Origin of the sequence: Amycolatopsis albispora (assembly GCF_003312875.1) — a bacterium.
GTDB classification, from domain to species: domain Bacteria; phylum Actinomycetota; class Actinomycetes; order Mycobacteriales; family Pseudonocardiaceae; genus Amycolatopsis; species Amycolatopsis albispora.
In genome coordinates, this window is record NZ_CP015163.1 from 5,308,890 (window position 1) to 5,332,613 (window position 23,724).

The 23,724-nt window shown below is 70.4% G+C and carries 22 protein-coding genes; 15 read left to right on the forward strand and 7 right to left on the reverse strand.

Annotated features, from left to right (window positions below; all coding sequences use genetic code 11):
• Nucleotides 1-80: 80 nt before the first annotated feature.
• Nucleotides 81-266 carry an FxLD family lanthipeptide gene (locus tag A4R43_RS24965; protein WP_009151814.1) on the reverse strand — a complete coding sequence of 62 codons (186 nt, stop codon included), beginning with the start codon at nt 264-266 and terminating at the stop codon, nt 81-83.
• Nucleotides 267-716: 450 nt separating this feature from the next.
• Between A4R43_RS24965 and A4R43_RS24970 the strand changes: the two genes are divergently transcribed.
• The 3 genes from A4R43_RS24970 to A4R43_RS24980 are packed head-to-tail and all read left to right on the forward strand — an operon-like array spanning nt 717 to nt 2,882.
• Entirely contained in the window at nt 717-2,000 is a 1,284-nt protein-coding gene (locus A4R43_RS24970) for a helix-turn-helix domain-containing protein (RefSeq protein ID WP_112276300.1), read from the forward strand.
• Nucleotides 2,000-2,374, forward strand: a complete 375-nt coding sequence (locus tag A4R43_RS24975) for a hypothetical protein (RefSeq protein WP_233520190.1) — start codon at nt 2,000-2,002, stop codon at nt 2,372-2,374. The genes A4R43_RS24970 and A4R43_RS24975 overlap by 1 nt, the downstream gene beginning before the upstream one ends.
• The gene (locus A4R43_RS24980) at nt 2,367-2,882 is read left to right on the forward strand and encodes an NUDIX hydrolase (protein ID WP_113694550.1); all 516 of its coding nucleotides are present in this window, start codon (nt 2,367-2,369) and stop codon (nt 2,880-2,882) included. The genes A4R43_RS24975 and A4R43_RS24980 overlap by 8 nt, the downstream gene beginning before the upstream one ends.
• Nucleotides 2,883-3,396: 514 nt before the next feature.
• Here A4R43_RS24980 and A4R43_RS42885 read toward each other — a convergent pair.
• Together A4R43_RS42885 and A4R43_RS24990 are read right to left on the reverse strand one after the other, a co-directional pair.
• The gene (locus A4R43_RS42885) at nt 3,397-3,804 is read right to left on the reverse strand and encodes a bacteriophage spanin2 family protein (protein ID WP_005456771.1); all 408 of its coding nucleotides are present in this window, start codon (nt 3,802-3,804) and stop codon (nt 3,397-3,399) included.
• A 100-nt stretch (nt 3,805-3,904) separates the two neighbouring features.
• The gene (locus tag A4R43_RS24990) at nt 3,905-4,954 is read right to left on the reverse strand and encodes a TerC family protein (protein WP_005456772.1); all 1,050 of its coding nucleotides are present in this window, start codon (nt 4,952-4,954) and stop codon (nt 3,905-3,907) included.
• 269 nt (nt 4,955-5,223) lie between these two features.
• On the opposite strand from A4R43_RS24990, the gene A4R43_RS24995 reads away from it, so the two are divergent.
• Together A4R43_RS24995 and A4R43_RS25000 are read left to right on the forward strand one after the other, a co-directional pair.
• Nucleotides 5,224-5,721, forward strand: coding sequence for a hypothetical protein (locus tag A4R43_RS24995; protein WP_005456773.1), 498 nt, complete (start codon nt 5,224-5,226; stop codon nt 5,719-5,721).
• An 88-nt stretch (nt 5,722-5,809) separates the two neighbouring features.
• Entirely contained in the window at nt 5,810-6,289 is a 480-nt protein-coding gene (locus A4R43_RS25000) for a helix-turn-helix transcriptional regulator (protein WP_177242873.1), read from the forward strand.
• Nucleotides 6,290-6,698: 409 nt separating this feature from the next.
• On the opposite strand, the gene A4R43_RS25005 is transcribed toward A4R43_RS25000, so the two are convergent.
• Nucleotides 6,699-7,709 carry a TerC/Alx family metal homeostasis membrane protein gene (locus tag A4R43_RS25005; RefSeq protein ID WP_225950578.1) on the reverse strand — a complete coding sequence of 337 codons (1,011 nt, stop codon included), beginning with the start codon at nt 7,707-7,709 and terminating at the stop codon, nt 6,699-6,701.
• 214 nt (nt 7,710-7,923) lie between these two features.
• Between A4R43_RS25005 and A4R43_RS25010 the strand changes: the two genes are divergently transcribed.
• Nucleotides 7,924-9,240, forward strand: coding sequence for a bifunctional folylpolyglutamate synthase/dihydrofolate synthase (locus tag A4R43_RS25010; RefSeq protein ID WP_005456777.1), 1,317 nt, complete (start codon nt 7,924-7,926; stop codon nt 9,238-9,240).
• A gap of 134 nt (nt 9,241-9,374) precedes the next feature.
• Nucleotides 9,375-10,508 carry an L-threonylcarbamoyladenylate synthase gene (locus A4R43_RS25015; RefSeq protein WP_236808252.1) on the forward strand — a complete coding sequence of 378 codons (1,134 nt, stop codon included), beginning with the start codon at nt 9,375-9,377 and terminating at the stop codon, nt 10,506-10,508.
• Here A4R43_RS25015 and A4R43_RS25020 read toward each other — a convergent pair.
• The 3 genes from A4R43_RS25020 to A4R43_RS25030 form a co-directional block, all read right to left on the reverse strand.
• A complete protein-coding gene (locus A4R43_RS25020; protein ID WP_005456779.1) occupies nt 10,413-11,801 on the reverse strand; it encodes a UDP-N-acetylmuramoyl-tripeptide--D-alanyl-D-alanine ligase in 1,389 nt (462 codons plus the stop codon). The two genes, A4R43_RS25015 and A4R43_RS25020, sit on opposite strands and share 96 nt — an antisense overlap.
• Before the next feature lie 72 nt (nt 11,802-11,873).
• Nucleotides 11,874-12,743: a DUF6671 family protein gene (locus A4R43_RS25025; protein ID WP_005456780.1), complete on the reverse strand. Its 870-nt coding sequence runs from the start codon at nt 12,741-12,743 to the stop codon at nt 11,874-11,876.
• Complete coding sequence (locus A4R43_RS25030) at nt 12,743-13,042, reverse strand: helix-turn-helix transcriptional regulator (protein WP_005456781.1); 300 nt, start codon at nt 13,040-13,042, stop codon at nt 12,743-12,745. Before A4R43_RS25030 ends, A4R43_RS25025 begins: the two co-directional genes overlap by 1 nt.
• Nucleotides 13,043-13,168: 126 nt before the next feature.
• Here A4R43_RS25030 and A4R43_RS25035 point away from each other — a divergent pair, with 126 nt between their 5' ends.
• The 8 genes from A4R43_RS25035 to bioD all read left to right on the forward strand — a co-directional run bounded on the left by A4R43_RS25035 (nt 13,169) and on the right by bioD (nt 23,708).
• On the forward strand, nt 13,169-13,627 hold the full coding sequence (locus A4R43_RS25035) for a hypothetical protein (RefSeq protein WP_005456782.1): 459 nt from the start codon (nt 13,169-13,171) through the stop codon (nt 13,625-13,627).
• A 77-nt stretch (nt 13,628-13,704) separates the two neighbouring features.
• Nucleotides 13,705-15,207, forward strand: a complete 1,503-nt coding sequence (locus A4R43_RS25040; protein ID WP_236808254.1) for a proton-conducting transporter transmembrane domain-containing protein — start codon at nt 13,705-13,707, stop codon at nt 15,205-15,207.
• Between the two features lie 154 nt (nt 15,208-15,361).
• Nucleotides 15,362-17,992 (forward strand): DUF2309 domain-containing protein, encoded by a 2,631-nt coding sequence (locus A4R43_RS25045; RefSeq protein WP_005456785.1) that lies wholly within the window; start codon nt 15,362-15,364, stop codon nt 17,990-17,992.
• A 91-nt stretch (nt 17,993-18,083) separates the two neighbouring features.
• The gene (locus tag A4R43_RS25050; RefSeq protein ID WP_162788591.1) at nt 18,084-18,695 is read left to right on the forward strand and encodes a hypothetical protein; all 612 of its coding nucleotides are present in this window, start codon (nt 18,084-18,086) and stop codon (nt 18,693-18,695) included.
• Nucleotides 18,696-18,741: 46 nt separating this feature from the next.
• Nucleotides 18,742-20,187 carry an NADP-dependent isocitrate dehydrogenase gene (locus A4R43_RS25055; RefSeq protein ID WP_005456797.1) on the forward strand — a complete coding sequence of 482 codons (1,446 nt, stop codon included), beginning with the start codon at nt 18,742-18,744 and terminating at the stop codon, nt 20,185-20,187.
• 35 nt (nt 20,188-20,222) lie between these two features.
• The gene (ilvD, locus tag A4R43_RS25060) at nt 20,223-21,905 is read left to right on the forward strand and encodes a dihydroxy-acid dehydratase (protein ID WP_005456798.1); all 1,683 of its coding nucleotides are present in this window, start codon (nt 20,223-20,225) and stop codon (nt 21,903-21,905) included.
• 239 nt (nt 21,906-22,144) lie between these two features.
• The gene (gene fabI / locus A4R43_RS25065) at nt 22,145-22,930 is read left to right on the forward strand and encodes an enoyl-ACP reductase FabI (protein ID WP_005456799.1); all 786 of its coding nucleotides are present in this window, start codon (nt 22,145-22,147) and stop codon (nt 22,928-22,930) included.
• A 97-nt stretch (nt 22,931-23,027) separates the two neighbouring features.
• Nucleotides 23,028-23,708, forward strand: coding sequence for an ATP-dependent dethiobiotin synthetase BioD (bioD, locus tag A4R43_RS25070; protein WP_005456800.1), 681 nt, complete (start codon nt 23,028-23,030; stop codon nt 23,706-23,708).
• The last annotated feature ends 16 nt before the right edge of the window (nt 23,709-23,724 follow it).

Below are 23,724 nucleotides of genomic sequence, written 5' to 3' on the forward strand. Positions count from 1 at the left end.
GGACACCTCTCCAAAGCGACGGATGGAAACCGGACGCCCGCCCAAGAAGCCCCTGGCGGGCGTCCGGTCGCTCGTGACAATCAGGCGGCGCTGATGCAGGTCGACTTCTCGCACGTCGTCCCGCAGCCGTCATCCGTCATGTTGATCAGATGCGCCGGGTCCACCACCTCGACCAGCGTGATGTCGAGGTCGAACTCCGAGCCCATCTCGACCTCCGCGGCGGGCGTGGCCACCGTGGTCGGCGACCACTCCATCTGAACCGTCACAGATCCTCCTTCGTGGGTTTTACGCTCCGAGTCCCGGCGAGTCGGCCGTGACTTCGCCCGCCAGGCGGACCAGCCCGGAACTCGACCGAGGTACCGAGCGCTCCCGCCAGCACACCCGCGAGCGGAATTCCATCGAAGTGGAGGGCAGTCCTACCACCACACACCCCTCGACGGCACGTCCCGGTGAAAGACGCTTCCGGATACTCGGGCTGCGCCGAAGCGGAAGCTCGCCCGGACCGCAGCGATATCAGTCAAACCCCTGGTGATCAACGATAGCCAGAGCGCCGACGCGGCGTCGATGAGGCGGCAATGAGGCGTCATCACCTCTGACCTGCATAAACGCCTTTTCAGAGGCGGTAGTCCGAACGGGTACAGCTCGCCGAGCGGGTGATCAGCCTTGACCCGTAGCTGGCTATCGTGGCAGGTGACCGACGGGGTGAGGTGGTGTTCATGAGTGACCGACGAGATGCCTTCGCCGCGCGGCGTGAGCAGATGGGCTACACCCAGGAGAGCTTCGGCGCGGCGGTGGGCGTGGAGTTCTCCACGGTCGGACGCTGGGAACGCGGCACCCTGACCCCGCAGCCGTACCGTCGACCGTGTTTGGCTAAGACCCTCGATGTGAGCCTCGACCAGTTGGATGCGTTGCTCACGCCGAACCGGCAAGCTTCTACCGTTGCCACTGAACCAGCCGACCCTGCGGAGGCCGACGACATGAACCGTCGTGACCTGCTGCGCTTGTTCAGCATGACCGGCGCGTTGCTCGCGCTGCCTGCTGGCGAGACAGTACTCGGCGACGTCGACCGGCTCGCCGCCACAGCTCACGCGGGCACGGTGGACACGGCGGGAGCAGCGGAGTTCGCCCAGCTCAACTCCCACCTGTGGCGCGTGTACGCACTGTCGCCGACCAAGGCCCAGGTGCTGCCGCTGGTCCGAGCCCAACTCGGTGTACTCAGCGACTCCTTGCGACGACCGCAGACACCGACCATCCGACAACGGCTCTGCGAGCTGACCGCCGACCTCTTCCAGTTGGCGGGGGAAATCTTCTTCGACGGCAACCGATACACCGACGCCGCTCACTGCTACACGCTTGCGGCAACAGCGAGCAAGGAGGCCGTCGCTTCCGACCTGTGGGCCTGCGCGTTGACCAGGCATGCTTTCGTCGCCGTGTACGAGCGCCGATTCGCGGATGCCGCGCCGATGCTCGACGTGGCCGCCACCATCGCACGTCGAGGCGACCCCAGCCTGTCGACCCGACACTGGGTCGCCGTGGTGCAGGCCGAGACCTTCGCCGGCCTCGGCGACTTTGACTCCTGCCAACATGCCCTCGACACCGCTGCTGAGGTCCAGCGCCTACGGGGCCAGGTGCACAACGGCGGCTGGCTCCGGTTTGATGGCTCCCGCTTGGCTGAAGAACGCGGAACCTGCTACGTCACGCTGGGCCGCCACGACCTAGCTGAAGCGGCTCTGGTCGACGCCCTGCAGGGCACCTTGACCGCCCGCCGGAAAGCAGGCGTCCTGACCGACCTGGCGATGATCGGCGTGCACCGTCGCGACCCGGACCAGGTCGTCACCTACGCCGACACCGTCCTGACTACCGCCCGCCAGACCCGCTCGGGGGTCATCGCACAGAAGCTGCGGGTCCTTCAGCCACACCTTGCTTCCTTGCTCAACGACCAACAAATCCAGCGACTCGATGCCGAGATCACCAAACTCGTCGGCAACCGCGCCGCGTGATGGAGGACGACCGAATGCACAACGACCGTGGCCGCGTGTTCCGCGAGGCGTGGATCGCCGGAGTCACCAAGCACTACCCCGGTGAGCCGAAGCCTGGCTACATCACCCCGTGGGACCAGACCCCCGACTGGGAACGCGACGCCGCGACCGCCGTGTACGACCAGGTCGTCGCCTTCATCAAGGCCACCGACGGCGCCACCACCAAACTGACCCCAGACCAGAAAGGCCGCTTTGTGGCGTTGTGCTGGATCGGCCAGATCTTCAAGCACTTCCCCGAGCCGAAGCCGTCGTACGTCGCGGACTGGAACGATTTGCCGGACTGGCAGAAGGCGACGGATATCGACATCTTCGAGCGCATCGAACGCGATGCCTGACCAGGCGACGATCGACGCTGCGGCCGTCGATGCTCGCCTTGCCGAGACCGAGTACGACGACGCTCAGGCGTGGCTACACGCACGTTCGACCGCGTTGGAGCCGCTCGCAGCCGAGGTCTGGGTCACCGACCCGGAGCACCGCCACGTGCTGCTCGTGCGGCACCGGGTGCGAGGCTGGGTACCGCCTGGCGGAACCGTCGAGCCAGGCGAGACGCCTCGAGCCGCAGCAGCCCGTGAACTCTTGGAGGAGACCGGCCTGCTGGGCGAGCTGCTGTCAGTGCCGGCGGCCGTCGCTGTCCGCTCTTTCCGCGCCGACTGGACGCCAACGCTGAGCCTGTCCTACGGAGCCGTCATCAACCGCGACGCGCCACTCGGCGGGGAGAAGGGACAGCCGCCGAAGTGGGTCGACCTGGACGAATCGTGGGAGAGCGTGTTCCCCGAGGATCGCGACCGAATCCGCGCGTATGTGCGCAGGCTCGCGGCAGAGCACGCGGTCGAGGCGCGCTGATCCTGTCGGGCGGGGCTTTAGTGTCAACGGCGGGCGAATCTTGACCCCCTGGCGGCACCTGGGTTAGGCGCCACGCCGGGGTCAGTTTTCACGCGCCGTCGACAGCTTTAGTTGGTGGCGGCCCCTGCGGACATGCACAGATCGTCCCAAGCACCATCCCGCTCTGGCGTTTTCATGGGCGGTCTGGGTCGCACGTCCGGACGTGAACGTCCGCCGTTTCGTCGTTGACATGGCCGCTGATCAGGTCCGATCAACGCCGGGTAGCGTGGGTGCGCTAGCGAATCTGGGAGTGATTATGGCGATACGACGAGATGCTCTCGCAGCACGGCGCGAGGCTCTCGGCTTCACCCAGGAAACCCTCGCCCAGGAGCTTGGGGTGGAGCTCTCGACAACCTGACCTCGCCTGCGAGTGGGCCGCTCACCTGGAAGGGAGGGACGACCGACGAACGTTCAGCGGGGTCGCCGACGGTGCTCATCACGGGCTGCTTCCTGTCGTGCCCGTGACCCTACTTGGTCAGGGCGCGCAGGCGGTGGTGAGCGCGGCGGCCTGATCGGCCCTGGTCTGCAGCCAGGCGGCTGGAGCACTGGTGAGGGTGTCCAGGGTGGCCGTCTGCAGGGTGGCGGCCAGGTCGGTGATGGCGCGGCCGATGTCGGTGTCGCTGGTGGTCGCGGCCAGGTCGGTGAGCTCGGTGGCGGTGGTGTGCGCCTGGTCCAGTGCGGCCTGCGGTGCGCTGAGGTCGGGCGGGTTGGCGACCAGTGCCAGCGCGTCGCTACACACCTCGGCGGCGGCGACCGCGCCGGTCACGGTGTCCGCGGCCGAACCGGCGGTGTCGCCGGCCTGCTGGACAGCGCCGCAGCCGCTGATCGCCGCCACGACGCCCACGCCGAGCAGCACAGAGGTCCATCGAGTCGAGATGCGCATGAGCGGGTTCCTTTCCGGATGGGCTGGGTCTGTGGGGTGGTGCCGCCCACCGCTGGTGGGGGGAGTGAGCGGTGGGCGGCACCGGGGCGGTCGACGCGCGTCAGTCGCGCGTCGACAGGCCAGTGGGCGAGGACGGGGCCGTCTCGGCTGCGGCCGCCCCGGTTTGGGCTGGCTCGGTCGTGACCGTGTCGGGCTCCGCACCGGCCAGCGAATCGGCAGAGGCAGCCGCTGGGGTGGCCGGGGTGGTGCGGGTGCGGATCCAGCTGGCCGTGACGGCGACGGCGAGCAGGAGGGCGACCACGGCCAGCGAGAACCAGGTGGGGATCTTGTAGAGGTCGAGCAGCAGCATCTTGATGCCGACCCACACCAGCACCAGGGCGAGGCCTAGCTTGAGGTAGATGAAGCGGTGCATCAGGTCGGCGAGCAGGAAGTACATGGCGCGCAGGCCCAGGATGGCGAAGGCGTTGGAGGTGAACACCAGGAACGGCTGCTGGGTGATGGCGAAGATCGCCGGGATGGAGTCGACGGCGAAGACGATGTCGGTGACCTCGACCAGCACCAGCACCGCCAACAGAGGGGTGGCCACCCAGCGCCCGGCCTGGCGCACCAGGAACTTCTGCCCGTGGTACTCCTCGGTGGTGGGGATGACCTTGCGGAACAGGCGCAGCACGACGCTGCGGTCGGGGTCGATGGTCTCGTTGCGGTGCACGGCCATCCGGACACCGGTGGCGACCAGGAAGGCGCCGAACACGTACAGGATCCAGGCGAAGGACGCGATGAGCACCGAGCCCGCGGCGATGAACACCGCCCGGAACACCAGTGCGCCGAGCACGCCGTAGAACAGCACGCGGTGCTGGTACTCGCGGGGAACGGCGAAGTAGCCGAAGATGATCGCGAAGACGAACACGTTGTCCACCGCGAGGGACTTCTCGATCACGTAGCCCGCGAAGTACTGGGCGGCGAACTCGCTGCCCCACGCCCACCACACGATCGCGCCGAACCCGAGGCCGAGCGCGACCCACACCGCCGACCAGGCGGCGGCCTCGCGGACCCCGACCACGTGTGCGCGGCGGTGGGCGAACAGGTCGATCGCGAGCATCACCAGGATCACGCCGAGCACCGCGGCCCACGCCCACAACGGAACAACCACAGTCAAGCACCTCCGGTCACGTCGAGTGAAACCGGAGGTCTCCCCAACCGCCAGAGCACGTGCGCTGGGTCCGGTGGCGCCGGGACCGGGCAGCCATCGAACTGCCGTAATGACGATCCCGGACGTGGTGGGTACTCCCCTCCGCACCACCAGAATGACGAAATACGGTTCGCCTGTCAAGGCTTGACTGGCGAACCGTACTTCGTCAATCTGGAAATGAGGCCAGCGCGCGGCCTCCTCGATCCGTGCCGTGGAAAGCAGGTCCGCTGATGCCCGCCCAGTGCACAACCCTCGTCTGCGTCGTCGACGCCACCGATCCCGCGCCGGCCGCCGAGCTGCCCGCGGCGGTCGAACTGATCGCCGACCACGGCCACCTCGTGCTCGCCGTGCTGCACCCGCCGCCGGGGCTCACGCTCAACGCGCGGCTGATCGCCTGGCAGCAGGTCCGCCGGGAGCAGGTCACCGCCGCGGCGCTCGCTCCCGCGCTGTCACGGCTCCCGTCATCCGGGCTGGCCGAGCGGGGCGTGCGGATCCACACCACCGCGTGGCATCACCGTCGCGGGCCGGGCGGCCGGCATCGGCGCGTGGCCGCCGCCCTGCTGCGACTGTGCCGAGTGCACGACGCCGACGTGCTCGTGTTGCCCGCCCATCCTCGCGCCGAGCTCCTCACGCCTGCGACCTGCCAGTACCTGCTCGGCCTCACTCAACCTCGGCTGCGGATCCGCCGCGCAGACGAGCACACCCTGCCCGACGCGATGCTGGTCTGATCACACCCGGTCGAGCAGCTCCCCGCCGATCCGGACCCCGCGCCGACAGCGGCATCGAGAGTGGAAGGAATGCCTTATGGTCGGCCCCATGCGGCCTGCCGAACCCCCACCCGACCACGCCCTCCCCACCCCAGCGGGCTCGGATCCCACCGACTCCGGCACGGTGGATTCTGGCGTGGTGGATGCTGGTGCGGAACCGGCCGACGCCGCCGCGTCGCAGACGCCAGGGTCGTGGATGTTCCTGAGCAACCACGCCCACGTGCTGCTCTGCCTGGCCGCCGACCCGCACCAGACCCTGCCCGTCATCGCCCAGAAGGTCGGCATCACCACCCGCGCCGTCCAGCTCATCCTCACCGACCTCATCCAGGGCGGCTACATCGAGCGCACCAAAGTCGGCCGCCGCAACCACTACCGCATCAACCCCGACGGCCATCTGCGCCACCCGCTGGAAGCCCACCACCGCATCGCCGACCTCATCACCGCCGTCGGTCCCGCCACCCCTGACGATGCTCGTGATGCTTCGGCTGACGGCGCCTCGACTCCTCCGCGTCGTCGCCGCACCGGATAACTCGCCACCCTTGGTAAACGAACCACAGTTCGTCATTCTCGACGTTGAGGGGGAGTACCTCAACGACCAAGCCCCGCGTCGTCAACACGATCTGGCCGACCCGGATCCGGCGCAGGCACCCGCCGCCCCACCGCGCGGGTCCAGGAAACCTCACGCCACCGACGCCAGCACCACCAAGCACGCCCTGGCAAGGGCTACGTGGCGTGGCCGGGCGGTGTGCGGACAGGACCTCGCGACGACCAGCGCCCCTCTCGCTTCGCACCCCACACTGACACGCCACCCGGGACGGCGTGTGTTCATCGTGGCGGGCGGGGCGGCACCAACGCTGCGCAGGTGATGACCAACGCCAGCAGAATGAGTGCCGTGACAGCGATGTCGATGAGGAATCCGGTGAGCATGGTGAACATGGTCAGTCCTTCTCAATCACGTGCTGCTCGGCTCGGCGGCGGGTGCGCAGGCTCGCCGCGATGACGACGGCGAGGATGGCCACGATGACAGCGAGGGAGACCGGCGTGGGGATCTGCGGGGTGGCCGGCCAGATTCCGTGGGCCCAGTGCAACACCAGTTTCAGACCGATGAACGCGAGAATGACCGCCAGGCCGTGGTTGAGATAGACGAGCTTGGCCAGCGTGGCGTGGAGCACGAAGTAGAGCGCGCGCAGGCCGAGCAGCGCGAAGGCGTTGGTGGCGAATACCAGGTAGGGGTCCGCGGTGATGCCGTAGACCGCGGGGACCGAGTCCACGGCGAACACCACGTCGGTCACGAACACCGCGGCGACCACCACCGCAAGCGGCGTGAGCGCGCGTCGTCCGTGCTCCCGTACGGTCAGCCGGGTGCCTCGGTAGTCGTCGGTGACGGGCATGAACCTGCGGAGCAGTCGCACGATACGCATCTGGGATACGTCGCGGCCCGCGAAGGCCGAACCGGTGTGCACCTCGTGCAGGATCTTGCCCGCGGACACGAGCAGGATCAGGCCGAAGAGGAGGAACGCCCAGGTGCCTGCCTGCAGCAGCGCCGCGCCCGCCGCGATGAAGATGCCCCGCAGGACCAGGGCACCGGCGATGCCGTACAGCAGCACCCGTTGCTGAATGGGGGACGGGACCGCGAACCCGGCCAGGATCAGCATGAACACGAACAGGTTGTCCACCGACAGTGACTTCTCCACCACGAAGCCGGTGATGAACTCCAGTGCCGGCCCGCTGTCGAACACCGCCCACAGCCAGATCCCGAACAGGACGGGCAGCGTGAGATAGAACACCGACCAGCCAATCGCTTCCCGTATCGACACCTCGTGGGGACGGCGGGTGACGGCGAAATCGGTGACGAGGAGGCCGAGTATTACGGCGATGCTGGCGACCCACAACCAGGGCGACCCGATCGACGAGGACCCCACCGAGTCGGCGGGCGCGGCCACGGACAGAGACGACACCACGGGATGAAAGGGCACGAAGACCTCCGCGCACGGACGACGTTCGAGGTCTCCTTCACCCTGGTGAGGGCGGTCGCCCGGGGACACCATGGGGTGTCCGTATTGACCAGGCAGACACTTAGGGAAGTACTCCCCTCTGCACGCAGTGTCACTGGCCGGAATGTGGCTGTCAAGGTTGATCGGGGGTGGATCTAGGATCGGTGGCGTGAGGCGCGCCGGGGTATGGCAGTGGCTGGACGGTCACGTCGACCATGAGCGGGGGGTGGGGGTCGCTGCTGGTGGGGTGGTGTCGCAGGCCCCGACGACCGTGGTCATCGAGCGGCTGCTGCGCACGCTCGGCCGGCCCGAGCAGCGGGTGCCGGTGATCCTGGTGGCCGGCACCAACGGCAAGAGCACGACCGCCCGGATCCTGGCCGCGGTGCTGGCGGGCAGTGGACTGCGGGTCGGGTTGTACACCAGTCCTCATCTGCACCGGCCGCAGGAGCGGATCACCATCGATGGTGTCACGATCACCGACGACGAGTTGGCGGCGGTGCTCGACCCGCTGGTGGCGGACGAGCGCACCGCGTCAGAGCTGGGGCGGCCCAGTTGGTTCGAATTGATGACCGCGGCCGCGGTGGGCTGGTTCGCCGACCAACGTGTTGATGTCGCGGTGGTCGAGACCGGTCTGGGTGGCAGCGGCGACGCGACCGCCGCGCTCGGCGCCGGCCTGGTGGTGGTCACGTCGGTGGGCGTCGACCACGTCGAGTACTTCGGTGACACGCGGTGGGACAACGCCGTGGCTGAGGCTGGCGCGGTTCCTGAGGGCGCGACCGTGGTGCTAGCCGAAGCGGACCCGGCCATGCACCCGCCGTTCCTGGGCCGCCGCCCCTCGCGCGTGGTGACCGTGGATCGTGACTTCGGCGTGGCCGCCGACGCGCCGGTCGCGGATGGCCGGACGGTGTCGCTGTTCACGCCCGGGGCGACTTATGACGACGTTTTCCTGCGTCTGCTGGCACCGTGGCAGGCGGCGAACGCGGCGACGGCGTTGGCCGCCGCCGAGGTGTGGCTGGCCCGGCCGGTGGCCGACCAGGTGGTGCGGGCGGTCTGCGGGGCGCTGCGGGCTTCGGGCCGCTTTGAGCTTGTCCACACCCCCGGCCCTGTGCTGATGGACGGCGCCCACAACGAGGAAGCGGCCACCGCGCTGGCACGGGCGCTGCGGGAGCGGTTCGACGGCGTCTCCCGCACCGTGGTGGTCGGTATGACCGGGACCCGCGCGCCGGAGGCGTTTCTGAGTGCCCTGGGGGTCGGGGCTGGTGACTGGGTGATCTGCACCTCGCCCCGGACACCGCGAGCGGTGCCGCTCGCCAGGCTCGCCGCCGCCGCGCGGGCGGTGGGCGCAGGATCGGTCGCGGTCGAGGCGGATGTGGGTGATGCGGTGCGCCGCGCGGCGGCGGCGAATGATAGCACGCTCACGGTAGTTACCGGGTCGCTCTATGTGATCGGCGAGGCGCTGCCCGTCGTGCGAGCGCTGGTGACGTGACCACCCGTGCTGCCCGGGCTGAGCGCCGCGCGTGCTGATCGGGAAGAGAGGGTACGAGATCCGGTCTCGAAATGGGTCCGGCGGCGCGGGGGCAACGGTGATCGCGCGAGCCGGTGGTGTGTCAGACTGCAGTGGTGAGGGGTGAACGGGTGATGTCGGATCAACCAGGCATCGCGCCTGAGCGCGTGGGACTCGATGTGGAACGCGCTGCTGGCACCCTGCGCGCGGGTGGGCTGGTCGCGTTCCCGACCGAGACCGTGTACGGGCTCGGCGCGGACGCGGAGAACGTCGACGCGGTGGAGCGTGTCTTCGCCGTGAAGGGGCGGCCCTCGACGCACCCGCTGATCGTGCACCTCAGCGGGGCGCGTCAGCTCCCCGACTGGGTCGCGGAGGTGCCCGACGCGGCGCGCCGCGTCGCTGACCGTTTCTGGCCTGGCCCGGTGACCCTGGTTCTTCGTCGGGGCCGCCGTGTTCCCCGCGCGGTCACCGGCGGTCTGGAGACGGTCGCGCTGCGGGTGCCCGACCATCCGGTCGCCCGCGCGCTGCTCACGGCGTTCGGTGGCGGTGTGGCGGCGCCATCGGCCAACCGTTTCGGCTCGGTCAGTCCCACGGCGGCTGCTCATGTTGGCGACGGGTTGGGCGCCGACGTCGACTACGTGCTGGACGGCGGCCCCTGTGCGGTGGGTGTCGAGTCCACGATCGTCGACCTCACCGGCGCACCTGCGATACTGCGCCCAGGCGGCGTGACACGAGAGGATCTTGAGCGCGCACTGGGTTGCTCCGTGCCGGTGCGGGCGAGGAGTGCCGTACGCGTTCCGGGCCAGCATCCGTCGCACTACGCGCCGAGGGCACGGGTTGTCCTGGTCGAGCCGGGCCAGGTGATCGGCCACGCCGAGTACCTGGCAGCGCAGGGCCGGCGCGTCGGCGTCCTGCTGCCGCCCGAGTTCGCGGGCGGTGCCGGTGCGTGTGCCGGGCAGCGCGTTATCGCGGTGCCGGACTCGGGTGCGCGGTACGCGCGGCGGCTTTTCGAGTTCCTCCGTGACTTCGACCGGCATGAGTGCGAGGTCGTGGTGGCCTCGGTTCCTACCCCGGACGGGCTCGGATTGGCGATCGCGGATCGGCTCCGCCGAGCGGCCGGGTCGCGCAGCCAGACGGCCGCGACTCCGGGCTGCTCAGCGGTTGCTGAGCGCGGCGACGAGGTGTTCGAGGTGGGCGGCGCGGGATGCTTTGATCAGGACGAGATCGTCGGGACGAAGGATTCGACTTAGCACGTCGTGGGCGGCCTGGCTGTCGGGAACGGCGATGATGTCGAGGGTGCTGTGCTCGGTGTCGGCCGCGTCGGCGATCAGAGGCGCGGTCCGGGTGCCGATGGTGATCAGGACGTCGAGGCCGGCGCGTGCGGCGAGCACGCCGAGGTGGTGGTGGGCGCCAGCGGCGTGGTCGCCGAGGTCGGCCATCTCGCCGAGGACGGCGATCCGGCGGCGGGCGGACATGGTGCTCAGGGTGGTCAGCGCGGCGGCCATGGAGTCGGGGTTGGCGTTGTAGGCGTCGTGGAGGAGCGTGACCCCGTCGCCCCGCACGATGGTTTGCATGCGCCCGCCGCTGGCGGGTTCAGCGGCGCTCAGGGCATCGGCGATGGTGTGGTGGTCAAGGCCGAGGCCGAGGGCGAGGGCGGCGACGGCGAGGGCGTTGCCGACGTGGTGCCGGCCGGTCAGGCGGAGCGTGACGGGTGCCGTGCCCTCGGGAGTGTGCAGGGTGAAGCACGCCCGGCCGCGCGGCGTGACGTGCACATCTCGGGCGTATACGCCGTTGGGGTGGGGGCGCTGGCTCCACCAGCGGGTGCGGGCGGGGGTGAGCGGGGCCATCGCGGCGACGAGCGGATCGTCGGCGTTGAGGATGGCCAGCCCACCGTGGTCTGCAGAGGGGAGCCCGGTCAGTAGTTCGCTTTTGGCCGCGGCGATCCCGGTTTGCCCGTCGGGGTATTGACCGAGGTGGGCGGTGCCGACGTTGAGCACGACCCCGACGTGGGGGGTGACCAGGCCGCACAGGTAGCTGAGGTGTCCACGGCCCCGGGCGCCCATTTCCAGGATGAGGTAGCGGGTGTCGGGGGTGGCGCGCAGGACAGTGAGGGGAAAACCGAGCTCGTTGTTGAAGGAGCGGTCTGTGGCGGCGACCGGGCCGTGGTGTGCCAGGACCTGGGTGGCGAGATCTTTGGTCGTGGTCTTGCCGTTCGACCCGGTGATGCCGATCACGGTGGCCGGCAGTCGGTCTGCCACGTGGCGAGCCAGGTCGCCGAGCGCGCGGGTCACGTCGGTGACCTGGACGGCAGGGGCGGGCACCGGGCGTGCGGCCAGCACCAGGGCGGCTCCCGCAGCGAGGGCCGCTGATGCGTGGTAGTGCCCGTCGGTGCGCCGGCCGGGGAGGGCGGCGAACACGCCGCCGGGGTGGACCTGGCGGGAGTCGATGCTGGCGGGTGCGGTCACCAGCAGCGACGGGTCGGTCCCCGGGACGAGGTGACCGTCGGTGGCCGCGGCGATCGCGGCGGCGGTCAGGGGGATCATCGTGGTGACGCTCCTTCGGACGTGCAGTGGCTGGGGCCGGCCGGGTGGGTCTGCGGGGGTGGTGTCCGGGGGTTACGGGTTGCAGCATTCGCAGAACGTGGGATCGGCACGTCGTTGGCCGTCATCGCGAGGGTGGCGGCCGCGGTGCGGGCAGCGGGCACACCCGTGGATCGTTGCCAGGGTCAGGCGGGTGGGCTCGCCACACGTGCCGCAGGGCAGACCAGGTTCGCGGTCCACCGGGCCGAATCCGGGGGTGCCGCAGGCCGGGCACAGGGTGGCCAGACGCGAGGCGAGTTGGTGGGCGAGCACGCTGATCTCCCGCATGCGGGTGGGGTTGACGTGCGCGCGCATGTCGGTCTCCAGTCGCGCCAGGCCATCGGTGGAGTGCGCGGTGCACCGGCTGATCGCCGCATCGAGGTCGGCACGGGTCTGGATGCCCTTGCAGATGGGGCCTGGAGCCCGCACGTCGGCGGGGCTGTGGGGACGGACGATGACCGCGTGGGCACCGAAACCGACGCGCGCCAGGTAGGCGTCGGTTTCCTCGTCGAGGCGGCGGGTCGTGGTGTGGCTGAAGTTCGTCGGTGTGGTTCGGCGCTCCAGGATGCAGACGTCCCGCACCGTGTCGAGGAAGGCGAGGATCTCCTGGCCGGCGCTCAGCATTGGCGCGACCGGGTGCGGGCCGAAGGAGCCTTCGCTGGCCACGGCGAGTCCGAGGCCGGTCGACTCGATCGCGAGGCGCGCCTTGCGGACCGCGGTCTCGGCCGCCGACCCGGCGCGGGGGATCTCACCGGTGAAGGTGCCGAGCTGATCGGTGTCCACATCGTGGGCGAGCACAAGCCGCATGCCGGGGATCCGCGCCAGGGCGGCAGCGAGGGCTCGCTGCTTGCCGTGTCGGGTGGCCATCGCGACCGGTGCGCCCGCGTAGGGGTGCACGGCGAGCATTACACGAGGTTGCCGGATCGGGCGTCGATGCCGGTGAGCAGGGCCACGAGCTGCCCGATGGCGGTGTCACGGTCCATCGGGTGCCGCAGCGGCAAATCCGGATGCAACCGGTACCGGTTGCGCCGCCCCTCCCTGGTGCGTTCCAGGTAGCCCGCCTCGACGAGGTCGGCCACGATGCGCTGCGCCGCCCGCTCGGTGATGCCCACCACCTCGGCCACATCCCGCAACCGAACTTGTGGATCCCGCACCACGCACAGCAGTACGTGGGCGTGATTGGTCAAGAACGTCCACTCCTGCATGGCCGCAACTGTACCTCGTCGGGGGTAACGCATGTCACGCTTGCCAAAGCACGTCATCAATGTCGTATGATTCATATCGCGTATTAGAACACAGGTCATTGGTAGCGTGCTTGGGAGGTGGGTGTCATGGGCGACGAGGAGATGGCGCTCCCGTGGGAGAACCTGCTGCGGGAGGTGGGCGCGGTGGTCGACGCCGAGATGGCGGGCGTACTGACCGGCGAGCGCGCGGCCGATGAGGTGGCGCGGCGCTGGGCGCACCGGTGGGCCTCGCCGCCGCCGGACGTGGTGATCGACACCAGCCCGCCGGGCGTGCGGCGGGGGGCCGCGCAGAGCGTGGGTGCCTACATCGCCCGGGAGCTGGAACGGGGGCGGTCGCTGTACTGCGTGGTCCACGACGAGTTCGTCCGGGTGCGGATCGGGGGTTTCGACGGGCGTGCGTTGCCTCCGCATTGCCTGGAACACCTCGGTTCGCCGCCCGAGCCCGCTGCGGGCACCGGTGCTGAGCCGCGCGCCACCGACCTCGCCGGAGCCCCGGCGACGCGCGGCGCGGCGGCGCGCGCGGGTCAGGAAGGTACGACGGCGTGACAGGGGTGACGCTGCTCGTTTTGGTGGCCCTTCCCGCTGTTGCGGCCATGGCCGGGTCGATCCGGCGGCTACGAAGCTTGGCGCCCGCGTTGGGTGCGGGTGCGGCGCTGGTGGCCACCGCGCTGGCGGGGACGCTGGCCGTGACGGTGGTAGTCGGCGGGCCGGTGGCGATGGTGCTGGCCAACCCGGACGGGCGAGCCTGGACCGGGCTGGTGGTCGACCACGTCGGGGCGATCGTTCTGCTGCTGGTGTGCACGGTCAGCGCCGTGGTCCAGGCGTTCGCCCGCCGCTACCTGCACGGCGATCCGGCCGCGGCCCGCTTCGCTGTCGCGGCGGGGGCGCTGACCGCCGCGACCACGGTGATGGTGACCGCGGCGACTCTCGTCACCCTGGCGGTGGCGTGGACGCTGACCGGGGTGATCTTGTGCCGTCTGGTGGGGATGTATCGGCCGGCGCCCTCGGCCGTCGATGCCGCACGGCGCACCACCCGTGCCGTCGTCGCCGGGGACGCCGCGTTGTGGACTGGGGTTGTCCTCGCGGTCACGGTCTGGGGGGATCTCGACCTGCGCCACCAGGGCGACGCGGCCCTCGGCGGTGCGGTGGGCACGGTGGTGGCCTGTTCGCTGGTGGTCGCCGCGGCCGTGCGGTGCGCGCAGCTGCCCTGGCACCGATGGCTGCCGGCGACCCTGGCGGCACCGACCCCGGTTTCGGCTCTGCTGCACGCCGGCGTGGTCAACGCCGGCGGGGTGCTGCTGGTGAAGCTGTCGCCGATCGTCGGTGCCGCGCCGGTGGCGACACACCTGGCGTTCGCCATCGGAGCCGCCAGCGTCGTGGCCGCCACCGCGATCATGCTGACCCGCCCCGACATCAAAGGGGCGCTGGTGCACTCCACGATCGGGCAGATGGGGTTCATGCTCATGACCTGCGGGCTCGGCCTCTACGCCGCGACGGTGGTGCACCTGGTGGCGCACGGGCTGTTCAAAGCCACCCTGTTCCTCGGCTCGGGGTCGGCCGTGCAGCGGCACGCTGGCCACACTGCGGCTCCTCCCGCGCCTCGGTTGGCTCCTGCCCGCGCAGCGCAGGTCGCTGTCCTCGCCGGGGTCGCCGCCGTCGCGGCGGTCGGGGTGGCGGCCTGGTTGCTACCCCTTCATGCCGGTGGCGTCGCGTTGTCGCTCTTCGCCGTGGCCACCGCCGCGCGGCTGGCGTGGGGCTGGCTGCGTCGTCACCCGACCGGCGGCGCGCTGGTCACGGTGGTGATCGTGCTGCCGGGCGTGGCGATCGGGTACCTGGCCCTGGTGGGCGCGGTCACCGAGCTCCTGGCCCCGAGCCTGCCCGCAAGCGGGCCCGCCGCTGTCTCGGCCTGGGTTCTCGCGACCGTGGTGGCGGTGCTGGCGGCCGGTGCGCTGCTGCTCCACCTGGCACCCGCGGTCGGTCTGGGCCGGTGGCGCGACCGGCTGTACGTGGCGGCGTTGTCCGCCGGGCAGCAGCGCACGTACACCGCCGCCTGGGGTCACCCGCCATGGCTGGTACCGACACCGCGTCCGCGGCCGGTTCCCCAACTGGAAGGAGCTCGGGCGTGACTCGCCCCCACGCGCTCGACGGCATCCCGCGCAAGCGGGTCGCCGCCATGACAGGTGAGTCACCGGCTGTCCCGCACGCGTGGCTTCCCCTGTTCTCCACGGTCGCACGTTCCGCCACTTGTCGCGTCGTGCTCGCGCAGGAGGGTTCACACTCATGACCACCGGCCCCGCCACCAACCTCGCCCCCGATGCCGTCTCTGACGTCGCCACACAGCAGGCGGCAGTGCGCGCCGAGATCGCCGACGCGGCCGGATTCCTGGCTCCGACCTGGCCATTGGCGGACTTCATCGCGGTCAACCCGTTGTCCGGCCTGCTGGACCGCCCGTTCGCCGACGCGGCCACCACCGCCGCGGATCTGCTCGGAGCACGAGTCACCCCAGACGAGACCTGGCTACGTGCCGCCTGGCAGCGCGGCCGGATCACCGACGACGACCTGCGCGCCGCGCTGGCCCGCCGCCACCCCACGGCGCTACAGCGGGGCCCGCTCACTCTCGGCAACCGCGCCTACGACCCGGTCGACCTGCTGGTGGCCGATCTGCACCAGGGCATCGCGTGTCCACCGCCGCGCCGTCAGGCACGCACCGCGGCCGAAGCACTGGCCCCGGAGGTGGCCGCCCTGCTCAACACCCACACGATCCAGTGGTGCGCGGCCTACCTGGACGAAGGCCAGTCCACCTGGCGGATGCCGGGTCGTGACCGCGGCTTCTACTCGGCGTGGCGGGCGCTGGCCGCCCATGACGGAACCTTGCCGCGGCCGGTGCGGGCGCGGCTGCGGCACCTGCCCGAACGCGCCGAGCACACCATCCTGGACGCGCTGGCCGCGCTCGGTGTCCCGGACGACCAGCGGACCCGCTACCTGCAGGCCCACCTGGCCTGCTTGCCCGGCTTCGCCGCCCACGTCCGGTGGCGCGGCGAGCGGCCCGACAGCGGCATCGACCTCGTCGACTACCTCGCGTTGCGGTTGGCCGTCGAAGCCGCCGCGCTCGCCGGCTCCCACGCTCCCGGCACAGCGTGGTCCTGGGCCTCCGCGAGCCGGTTCGACACCCGGCAGGCCACCGTCGACCCGCACGACCGGGCCTACCACCTGTTGGGAGCGCTGGAAGTCACCGACACCGATGCCGCCCAACGGAGCGAGCTGGTGGAGCTGCTCGACCAGCTGCCGATCCAGCAGCGGGCGCTGGTCTGGCTGGACGCCTACGAGGACCACTACCGGAGCCGGCTGCTGCTGCGCATCCTCGGCCGGCCCCAGCCCGAACTGCCCGAAGCCCCACCGCGGGCGCAGGTGGTGTGCTGCATCGATCCCCGCTCCGAAGGACTGCGCCGCCACCTGGAGGTCCTCGGCAGCTACCAGACCCTGGGCTTCGCCGGTTTCTTCGCCGTCGCCATGCGCTACCGCGACCTCGCCGGGGGTGCCGCTCGCACCCAGTGTCCCGGCCCGATCACGCCTCGCCACACCCTCACCGAGCACCCCGCCCCTGGTCGGCGGCGCGCGGCCGAGCGGTCACTGGCCGGCCGCAGGGTGCTCGCCGCCGCCGAGCACTCCCTGCACGCCGCCAAGGACGACCTGCTGGCGCCGTTCGCCCTCGCCGAAGCCGCCGGCTGGCTGGCCGGGCCGCTGGCCGCGGCCAAGACCTTCACTCCCCGTGCCGCCGGCGCCACAGGCGCGTGGTGGGCCCGCCGCATCACGCCCGAGCCGCAGACCGAGATCTCCATCGCCGAGGCGCTCACCCCCGAGGAGCGTGCCGCGACCGCCGAAACCATCCTGACGTTGATGGGCCTGACCCGCGGGTTCGCGCGGCTGGTCGTGTTCTGCGGGCACCGCGCCCACACCGACAACAACCCCTACCAGGCCGCGCTGGACTGCGGCGCCTGCGGGGGACATCCCGGAGGTCCCAACGCCCGCACGGCCGCCGCCCTGCTCAACGATCCGCAGGTCCGCCTTCACCTGGCCGACCGCGGCATCACCGTTCCCGACGACACCTGGTTCGTCCCGGCCGAACACGACACCACCACCGACACCGTACGCCTGCTGGACACCCACCTCCTGCCCGCCACCCACCGCCGCGACGCTGACAGGCTCACCGCCGACCTCCGCACGGCCGGCACCCGGCTGGCCGCCGAACGCTGCGCCATCCTGCCGGGCGCACCCACCCGGCCCCGCCCGCGGCACGCGGCGCGCCACACCCGCGCCCGGGCCCGTGACTGGGCCCAGGTCTTCCCGGAATGGGGTCTCGCCGACAACGCCGCCTTCCTCATCGCGCCCCGCGCCCTCACCCGCGGCATCGACCTGCACAGCCGCGTGTTCCTCCACGACTACGATCCCGACCTCGACCCGACCGGCACCGTCCTGGAAACAATCCTCACCGCGCCGCTCGTCGTCGCACACTGGATCAACAGCCAGTACTACTTCGCCACCGTCGACCCGCAGTCCTTCGGCGCCGGCAGCAAAACCCTGCACAACGTCACCGGTGGGGGCCTGGGCGTCATGACCGGCCACACCAGTGACCTCCAGCCCGGCCTGCCCTGGCAGTCCCTCACCGACGGCCACCACGCCCGACATGAACCGCAACGCCTGCTCGCCATCGTGCAGGCACCCCTGCCCAGGCTGGACACCCTCATCGCCCGCCACACAATGCTGCACCACATGTTCAGCCACGACTGGATTGGACTCGCCGCACGGGAACAGCCCGACGACCCGTGGCACCGCTACACCCCCACCGGGTGGCAGCCCTGGCACCCCAGCACCGACACGCCAGCACCGACATCCCGGCAGGCGCTCCCGTGACCGCTCCACACCACCCGATGGCGGCGTCCCACCCGGAACGACCTGTCCTAACTCCCCACGTAACAGAGCCGCTTGGAAAGAGAGGTACCCGATGAGCGCGCTTCTACTGATCTCAAGTGTGGACCACGCCGAGGTCGCCGTCGAGCAGGCGAGCGACTACCTGGTCCACCACCGGCGCTACGGCGGCGATCCAGCTCAGCGGGACACCCTGCGTGACGCCCTGCTCGGGATTTGGATCCGCCGCGAGCTTGACGCGGACCTGCCCACGTTGTTCCCGTGCGGCGAGCATGTGCAGACCTGCGGATGCGCCGTCGGGGACCCCACCGAAGGGCGCCCGCCAGCAGTGCCGGTGGGGATCCGGACCTCCTCCTCGGTGTCCGGGCTGTGGTCGCTGTGCTGGCTGGACGGTTCCGCCCTGCGCGAGGCACACAACCCCCACCAGCGACGGCGCCTGATCCTCGATGTCCTGGTGCAAGGCGCGGCGCCCGCAGCGAGCCTGCCGGGAGCGTTCTTTCCGGTCTTCGCGCACACCGACTCCCGCGACACCGTCCACGCCACCCTGACCGAACTCGGCAGCCGCTACCCGCGCCTGGTCGCGACCCACTGGTACATCGATGACCCAGAGCAGGGCATCAGTGGACCGTGCGGCACGACCAGCGCCGGATGCCGGCTCGCACGCGGCACCGCCACGACTCGCCCCTAGCCCATCCAGCGTCCCGTCCCGTCACGTCCTCGGTCTCAGGAGCAGCATGACCACGCATTCCACATCCGCACCGATCACCGTCGCCCACGGAGACGGAATCGGTCCGGAAATCATGGAAGCCACCCTTTCGGTGCTCAACGCCGCAGGCGCGGCCCTTGACATCGACACGATCACCATCGGAGAGTCGGTCTATCAGGCTGGCAACCCCGCCGGCGTCACTCCCGAGGCGCTCGAGTCGATCCGCCGCACGGGTGTGTTCCTCAAGGCGCCCATCACCACCCCGCAAGGCGGAGGGTTCAAGAGCCTCAACGTCACCGTGCGCAAGACGTTCGGTCTCTATGCCAACGTCCGGCCATGCGTCGCCTACGCACCGTTCGTCGCCACCAAGCACCCTGGCATGGACGTCGTCATCGTTCGGGAGAACGAAGAGGACCTCTACGCCGGCATCGAGCACCGCCAGACCGACGAGGTCGTGCAGTGCCTCAAGCTCATCTCCCGGCAGGGATGCGAGCGGGTAATTCGCTACGCCTTCGAGTACGCCACAGCCTATCGGCGAACCAAGGTGACAGCGTTCACCAAGGACAACATCATGAAGATGACCGACGGCCTGTTCCACCGGGTGTTCGACGAGGTCGCCGCCGACTACCCCGATATCCAGGCAGAGCATTGGATCGTCGACATCGGTGCGGCCAAGCTCGCCGACACCCCCGAGGCGTTCGACGTCGTCGTCCTGCCGAACCTCTACGGCGACATCCTCTCCGACGTCGCCGCCCAGATCGCCGGATCTGTCGGCCTCGCCGGAAGCGCGAACATCGGCGAGCGAGTCGCCATGTTCGAAGCCATCCACGGATCCGCCCCCCGGCGAGCCGGCCAAGACGTTGCGAATCCTTCAGGGCTGCTGCTGGCCGCGGTACAGATGCTGGTCCACATCGGACAAGCCGACGTCGCGAGCCGAGTCCACAACGCCTGGCTGCGGACCATCGAAGACGGCATCCACACCTACGACATCTACGAGCCCGATACCAGCACCTCCAAGGTCGGCACCACGGCGTTCGCGGCATCGGTCATCGACCGTCTCGGCCAAGAACCCACCCGGCTGCCGGCAACGCACTACGCCCAGCACAGGCCGATCACCGTCAAGCTCGCGGGCCGATCCGCTGCCGCCAAGACCCAGCTCGGCGTCGACGTGTTCGTCCACAGCCCAGACACCACCCCAGACGAACTCGCCGCCAAGCTTCGTCCGTTCGCCGCACCCCTGCACCTTGACATGATCTCCAACCGGGGACAGAAGGTCTGGCCAGGCGGCGCGCCCGAGACCCTGCTCACCGACCACTGGCGATGCCGCTTCCTCGACCCGCGCGGGACCACCACCGCCGCCGAGGTCGTCGCCCTCCAGGCCCGCATGGTCGAGCACGGCATCGAACCGATCAAGACCGAAGGACTCTACGCCTTCGACGGCGAACCCGCATTCACCCGAGGCCAGGGCCAATGAAGGGCCGAGCTGACCAAGCGAAGCCGGGAGAAGACATGGACCCGCGTCACCGTAGCCGAATCGTCACCGACGGCGTCACCCGAGCACCGGCCCGGGCGATGCTGCGGGCAGTCGGGTTCGCCGACGAGGACTTCACCCGGCCGCAGATCGGTGTGGCCGCGGCCGCCAACGACCTCACACCCTGCAACATCGCCCTGGACCGCCTGGCAGGCGCGACGGCCGACGGGGTCAGGAAGGCGGGCGGGGTGGCGATGCGGTTCTCGACCATCGCCATGTCCGATGGGATCGCCATGGGGCACCGCGGCATGCGCGCGTCCCTTCCCAGCCGGGACCTCATCGCAGACTCGGTCGAGTGTGTCATGGAGGCCGAACAACTCGACGCGATGGTCACCATCGCCGGCTGCGACAAGAGCCTTCCCGGGATGCTCATGGCCGCCGCACGCCTCAACGTACCCACGGCGTTCTTGTACGGCGGCTCCTCCCTCCCTGGGAGCTGGCAGGGTCGGCCGGTGACGATCCAGGACGTGTTCGAGGCCGTCGGCGCGCAGGCAAGCGGCCTGCTCAGCACCGACGACCTCGACGAGCTGGAGCGCGCCGCGTGCCCAGGAGCCGGATCGTGCGCCGGCATGTACACCGCCAACACGATCGCCGCCGAAGCCGAAGCCCTCGGTATCGCACTGCCCGGCTCGGCATCCGCCCCCGCCATCGACCCCACACGCCCCGGCATCGCCCACGACACCGGAGCGGCCGCCGTCGCCGCCCTGCGCGCCGGGATCCGCCCACGCGACATCCTCACCCGCGAAGCCTTCGAGAACGCCATCACCGTGGTCATGGCCCTGGGCGGGTCGACCAACGCCGCGCTGCACCTACCCGCCATCGCCCACGAAGCCGGCGTCCGCCTGACCCTCGACGACTTCGACCGGATCAGCCGACACACCCCCCACATCGCCGATCTCCGTCCCGGTGGGCGCCACGTCATGGCCGACCTGCACCAGGTCGGTGGCGTGCCCGCAGTGCTCGCCGCGCTGCTGGACGCCGGACTGCTCCACGGCGACTGCCTGACCGTGACCGGAGCCACCCTGGCCGAGAACCTCGCCGAACTCGCAGCCCCGAAACCCGACGGTACGGTCCTCCGAACGCCAGATGACCCGCTCCGCCCCGACGGCGGCCTGGCCATCCTCCGCGGGGCACTCGCCCCCAGCGGCGCGGTGGTCAAGATGGCCGGCCTGACCGTCGACCGCTTCCACGGCACAGCCCGGGTCTTCGACAACGAAGACGCCGCCATGGGCTACGTCTCAGGCGGTCGCCTCACCGCAGGCGAGGTGATCGTGATCCGGTACGAAGGCCCACGCGGCGGACCGGGAATGCCGGAGATGCTCGCCGTCACCGCCGCTGTCCGCGGCACCGGCCTGGGTGACCAGGTGGCGCTGGTCACTGACGGCCGCTTCTCCGGCGCCACCACCGGCCTCTGCGTCGGCCACGTCGCCCCCGAGGCCGCTGCCGGCGGGCCGCTGGCGCTGGTCGCCGACGGCGACCCGATCATGATCGACATCCCGGCACGCACCATCGATCTCGACGTCAACCCTGCCGAACTCGAACGACGCCGTCACCGCTGGCACCCACCCCCTGCCCCGACCGGCAACGGCTTCCTAGCCAAGTACAGCCGCCTCGTCGGCTGCGCCTCGCAGGGGGCGCTCGTCGGCGCCACCCCACGATGAGCAGCCCCACCCGACGCAAACACCATCATGTCACGCGAGCGATCCGGCTTTTCTCCCATCGCCGTGCCGGCGGCACGGCCTGCGGGGCGCATCGGCGGTGCCGCCAGCGCCGACCGCCCTGTCGAAGGAATCACCGCCACGACCGGACCCTGCATCCGCCGGGCCATCGACGTCCACCAAGCGGTCACGACCCACGCCTGCCGGGCCGCACACACCAACCCCCGCGAAGGAGCCGCACTGTGTTGGACGGCAAGCACATCCTGGTGACCGGGGTCGTCACCACCGACAGCATCGCCTTCGCCGTCGCCCGCCGCGCCCAACAACTCGGCGCCGAGGTGCTGCTCACCGGGCTCCCCCGCGATCTCGATCGGGCCCGTGCGGCGGCAGCGCAGCTCACCGGCGACATCGACGTCATCCCCTTCGACGCCACTGCCTCCCACGACACCGCCCGGCTCACCGCAACGATCGCTGAGCGGTGGGAGAGACTCGACGGCGCCCTGCACGCCATCGCCTTCGCACCCGCCGACGCCCTGGAAGGCCCCCTACTCAACGCCCGCCCCGAAGGGATCGGACTGGCGTTCCAGACCAGCACCGTATCCCTCGCCGCGCTCGCCGCGGCGGTGAACCGGCTCGCCCCACCCTCCGGCGCCAGCCTGGTCGGGCTCGACTTCGACGCCAGCGCCGCGTGGCCGGTCTACAACTGGATGGGCGTCTGCAAAGCCGGACTGGAGTCGCTCAACCGGTACCTCGCACGCGACCTCGGGCCTGCCGGAATCCGGGTCAACCTCGTCGCGGCCGGGCCGATCCATACCCGGGCGGCCACCGGCATCCCCGGCTTCGAAGCCCTGCTCGACGCCTGGGCAACCCGTTCGCCCTTGCGGTGGGACCCAGCCGACTCGACCCCGGTGGCCGACGCCGTCTGCTTCCTGTTCTCCGACCTCGCCCGCGCTATCACCGGCGAGATCCTCCACGTCGACGGCGGCTACCACGCCATGGCCGCGCCCCTGCGCCAACAGGGATCATGATGGGCCACGAGGACATCCAACACCTCCACACTGATCAGGGCAGGTGCCCTGGCGCAGACTGGGCAAGATCTCGGCTGGTTGACCCGGTGGGCGCTCCATGACCCGACCTAGCCGACTCATCCTGGTCACCGGCACCGGCACCGAGGTCGGCAAGACCTGGGTGACCGCCGCCTTGTCGCGACGATTGCGAGCATTTGGCATCGAGGTCGCGGCCCGCAAACCGGCGCAGTCGTTCACACCCGGTGATACCGCGACCGACGCCGCCGTGCTCGGCGAGGCAACTGACACGCCCGCCGACACGGTGTGCCCGCCACACCGGTGGTACCCGGTACCCCTCGCGCCACCGATGGCCGCCGACACCCTACAACTGGCTCCGATCCTGCTCGACGACCTCGTCGCCGAACTCGACTGGCCCTCAGACGTCGCCATCGGCTTCGTCGAGGGCGCAGGCGGGCTGTGCTCACCAATCGCCCATGACGGCGACACCCTCTCACTGGCGCAGCGGGTGAGACCGGACCTCGTGCTACTGGTCACCGAGCCTGTCCTAGGAGTTGTGTCCCAGGTGCGCCTCGCCGCGCGAGCCCTCACCGGACACGAGGTGCTAGTCGTCCTGAACCGATACGACCCCAGCGACGAGGTGCACCGGCGTAGCCGCGACTGGCTGACAGCCATCGACGCGCTCGCCGTACTCACCAACCACGACCTCGCCGACACCGTTGATTCCGACGCGGCCTGGCGCGCCATCAGCGGCGAGCCCCCCTCGGCACGCAATCCCTGACCACGCCCCTCGGTCA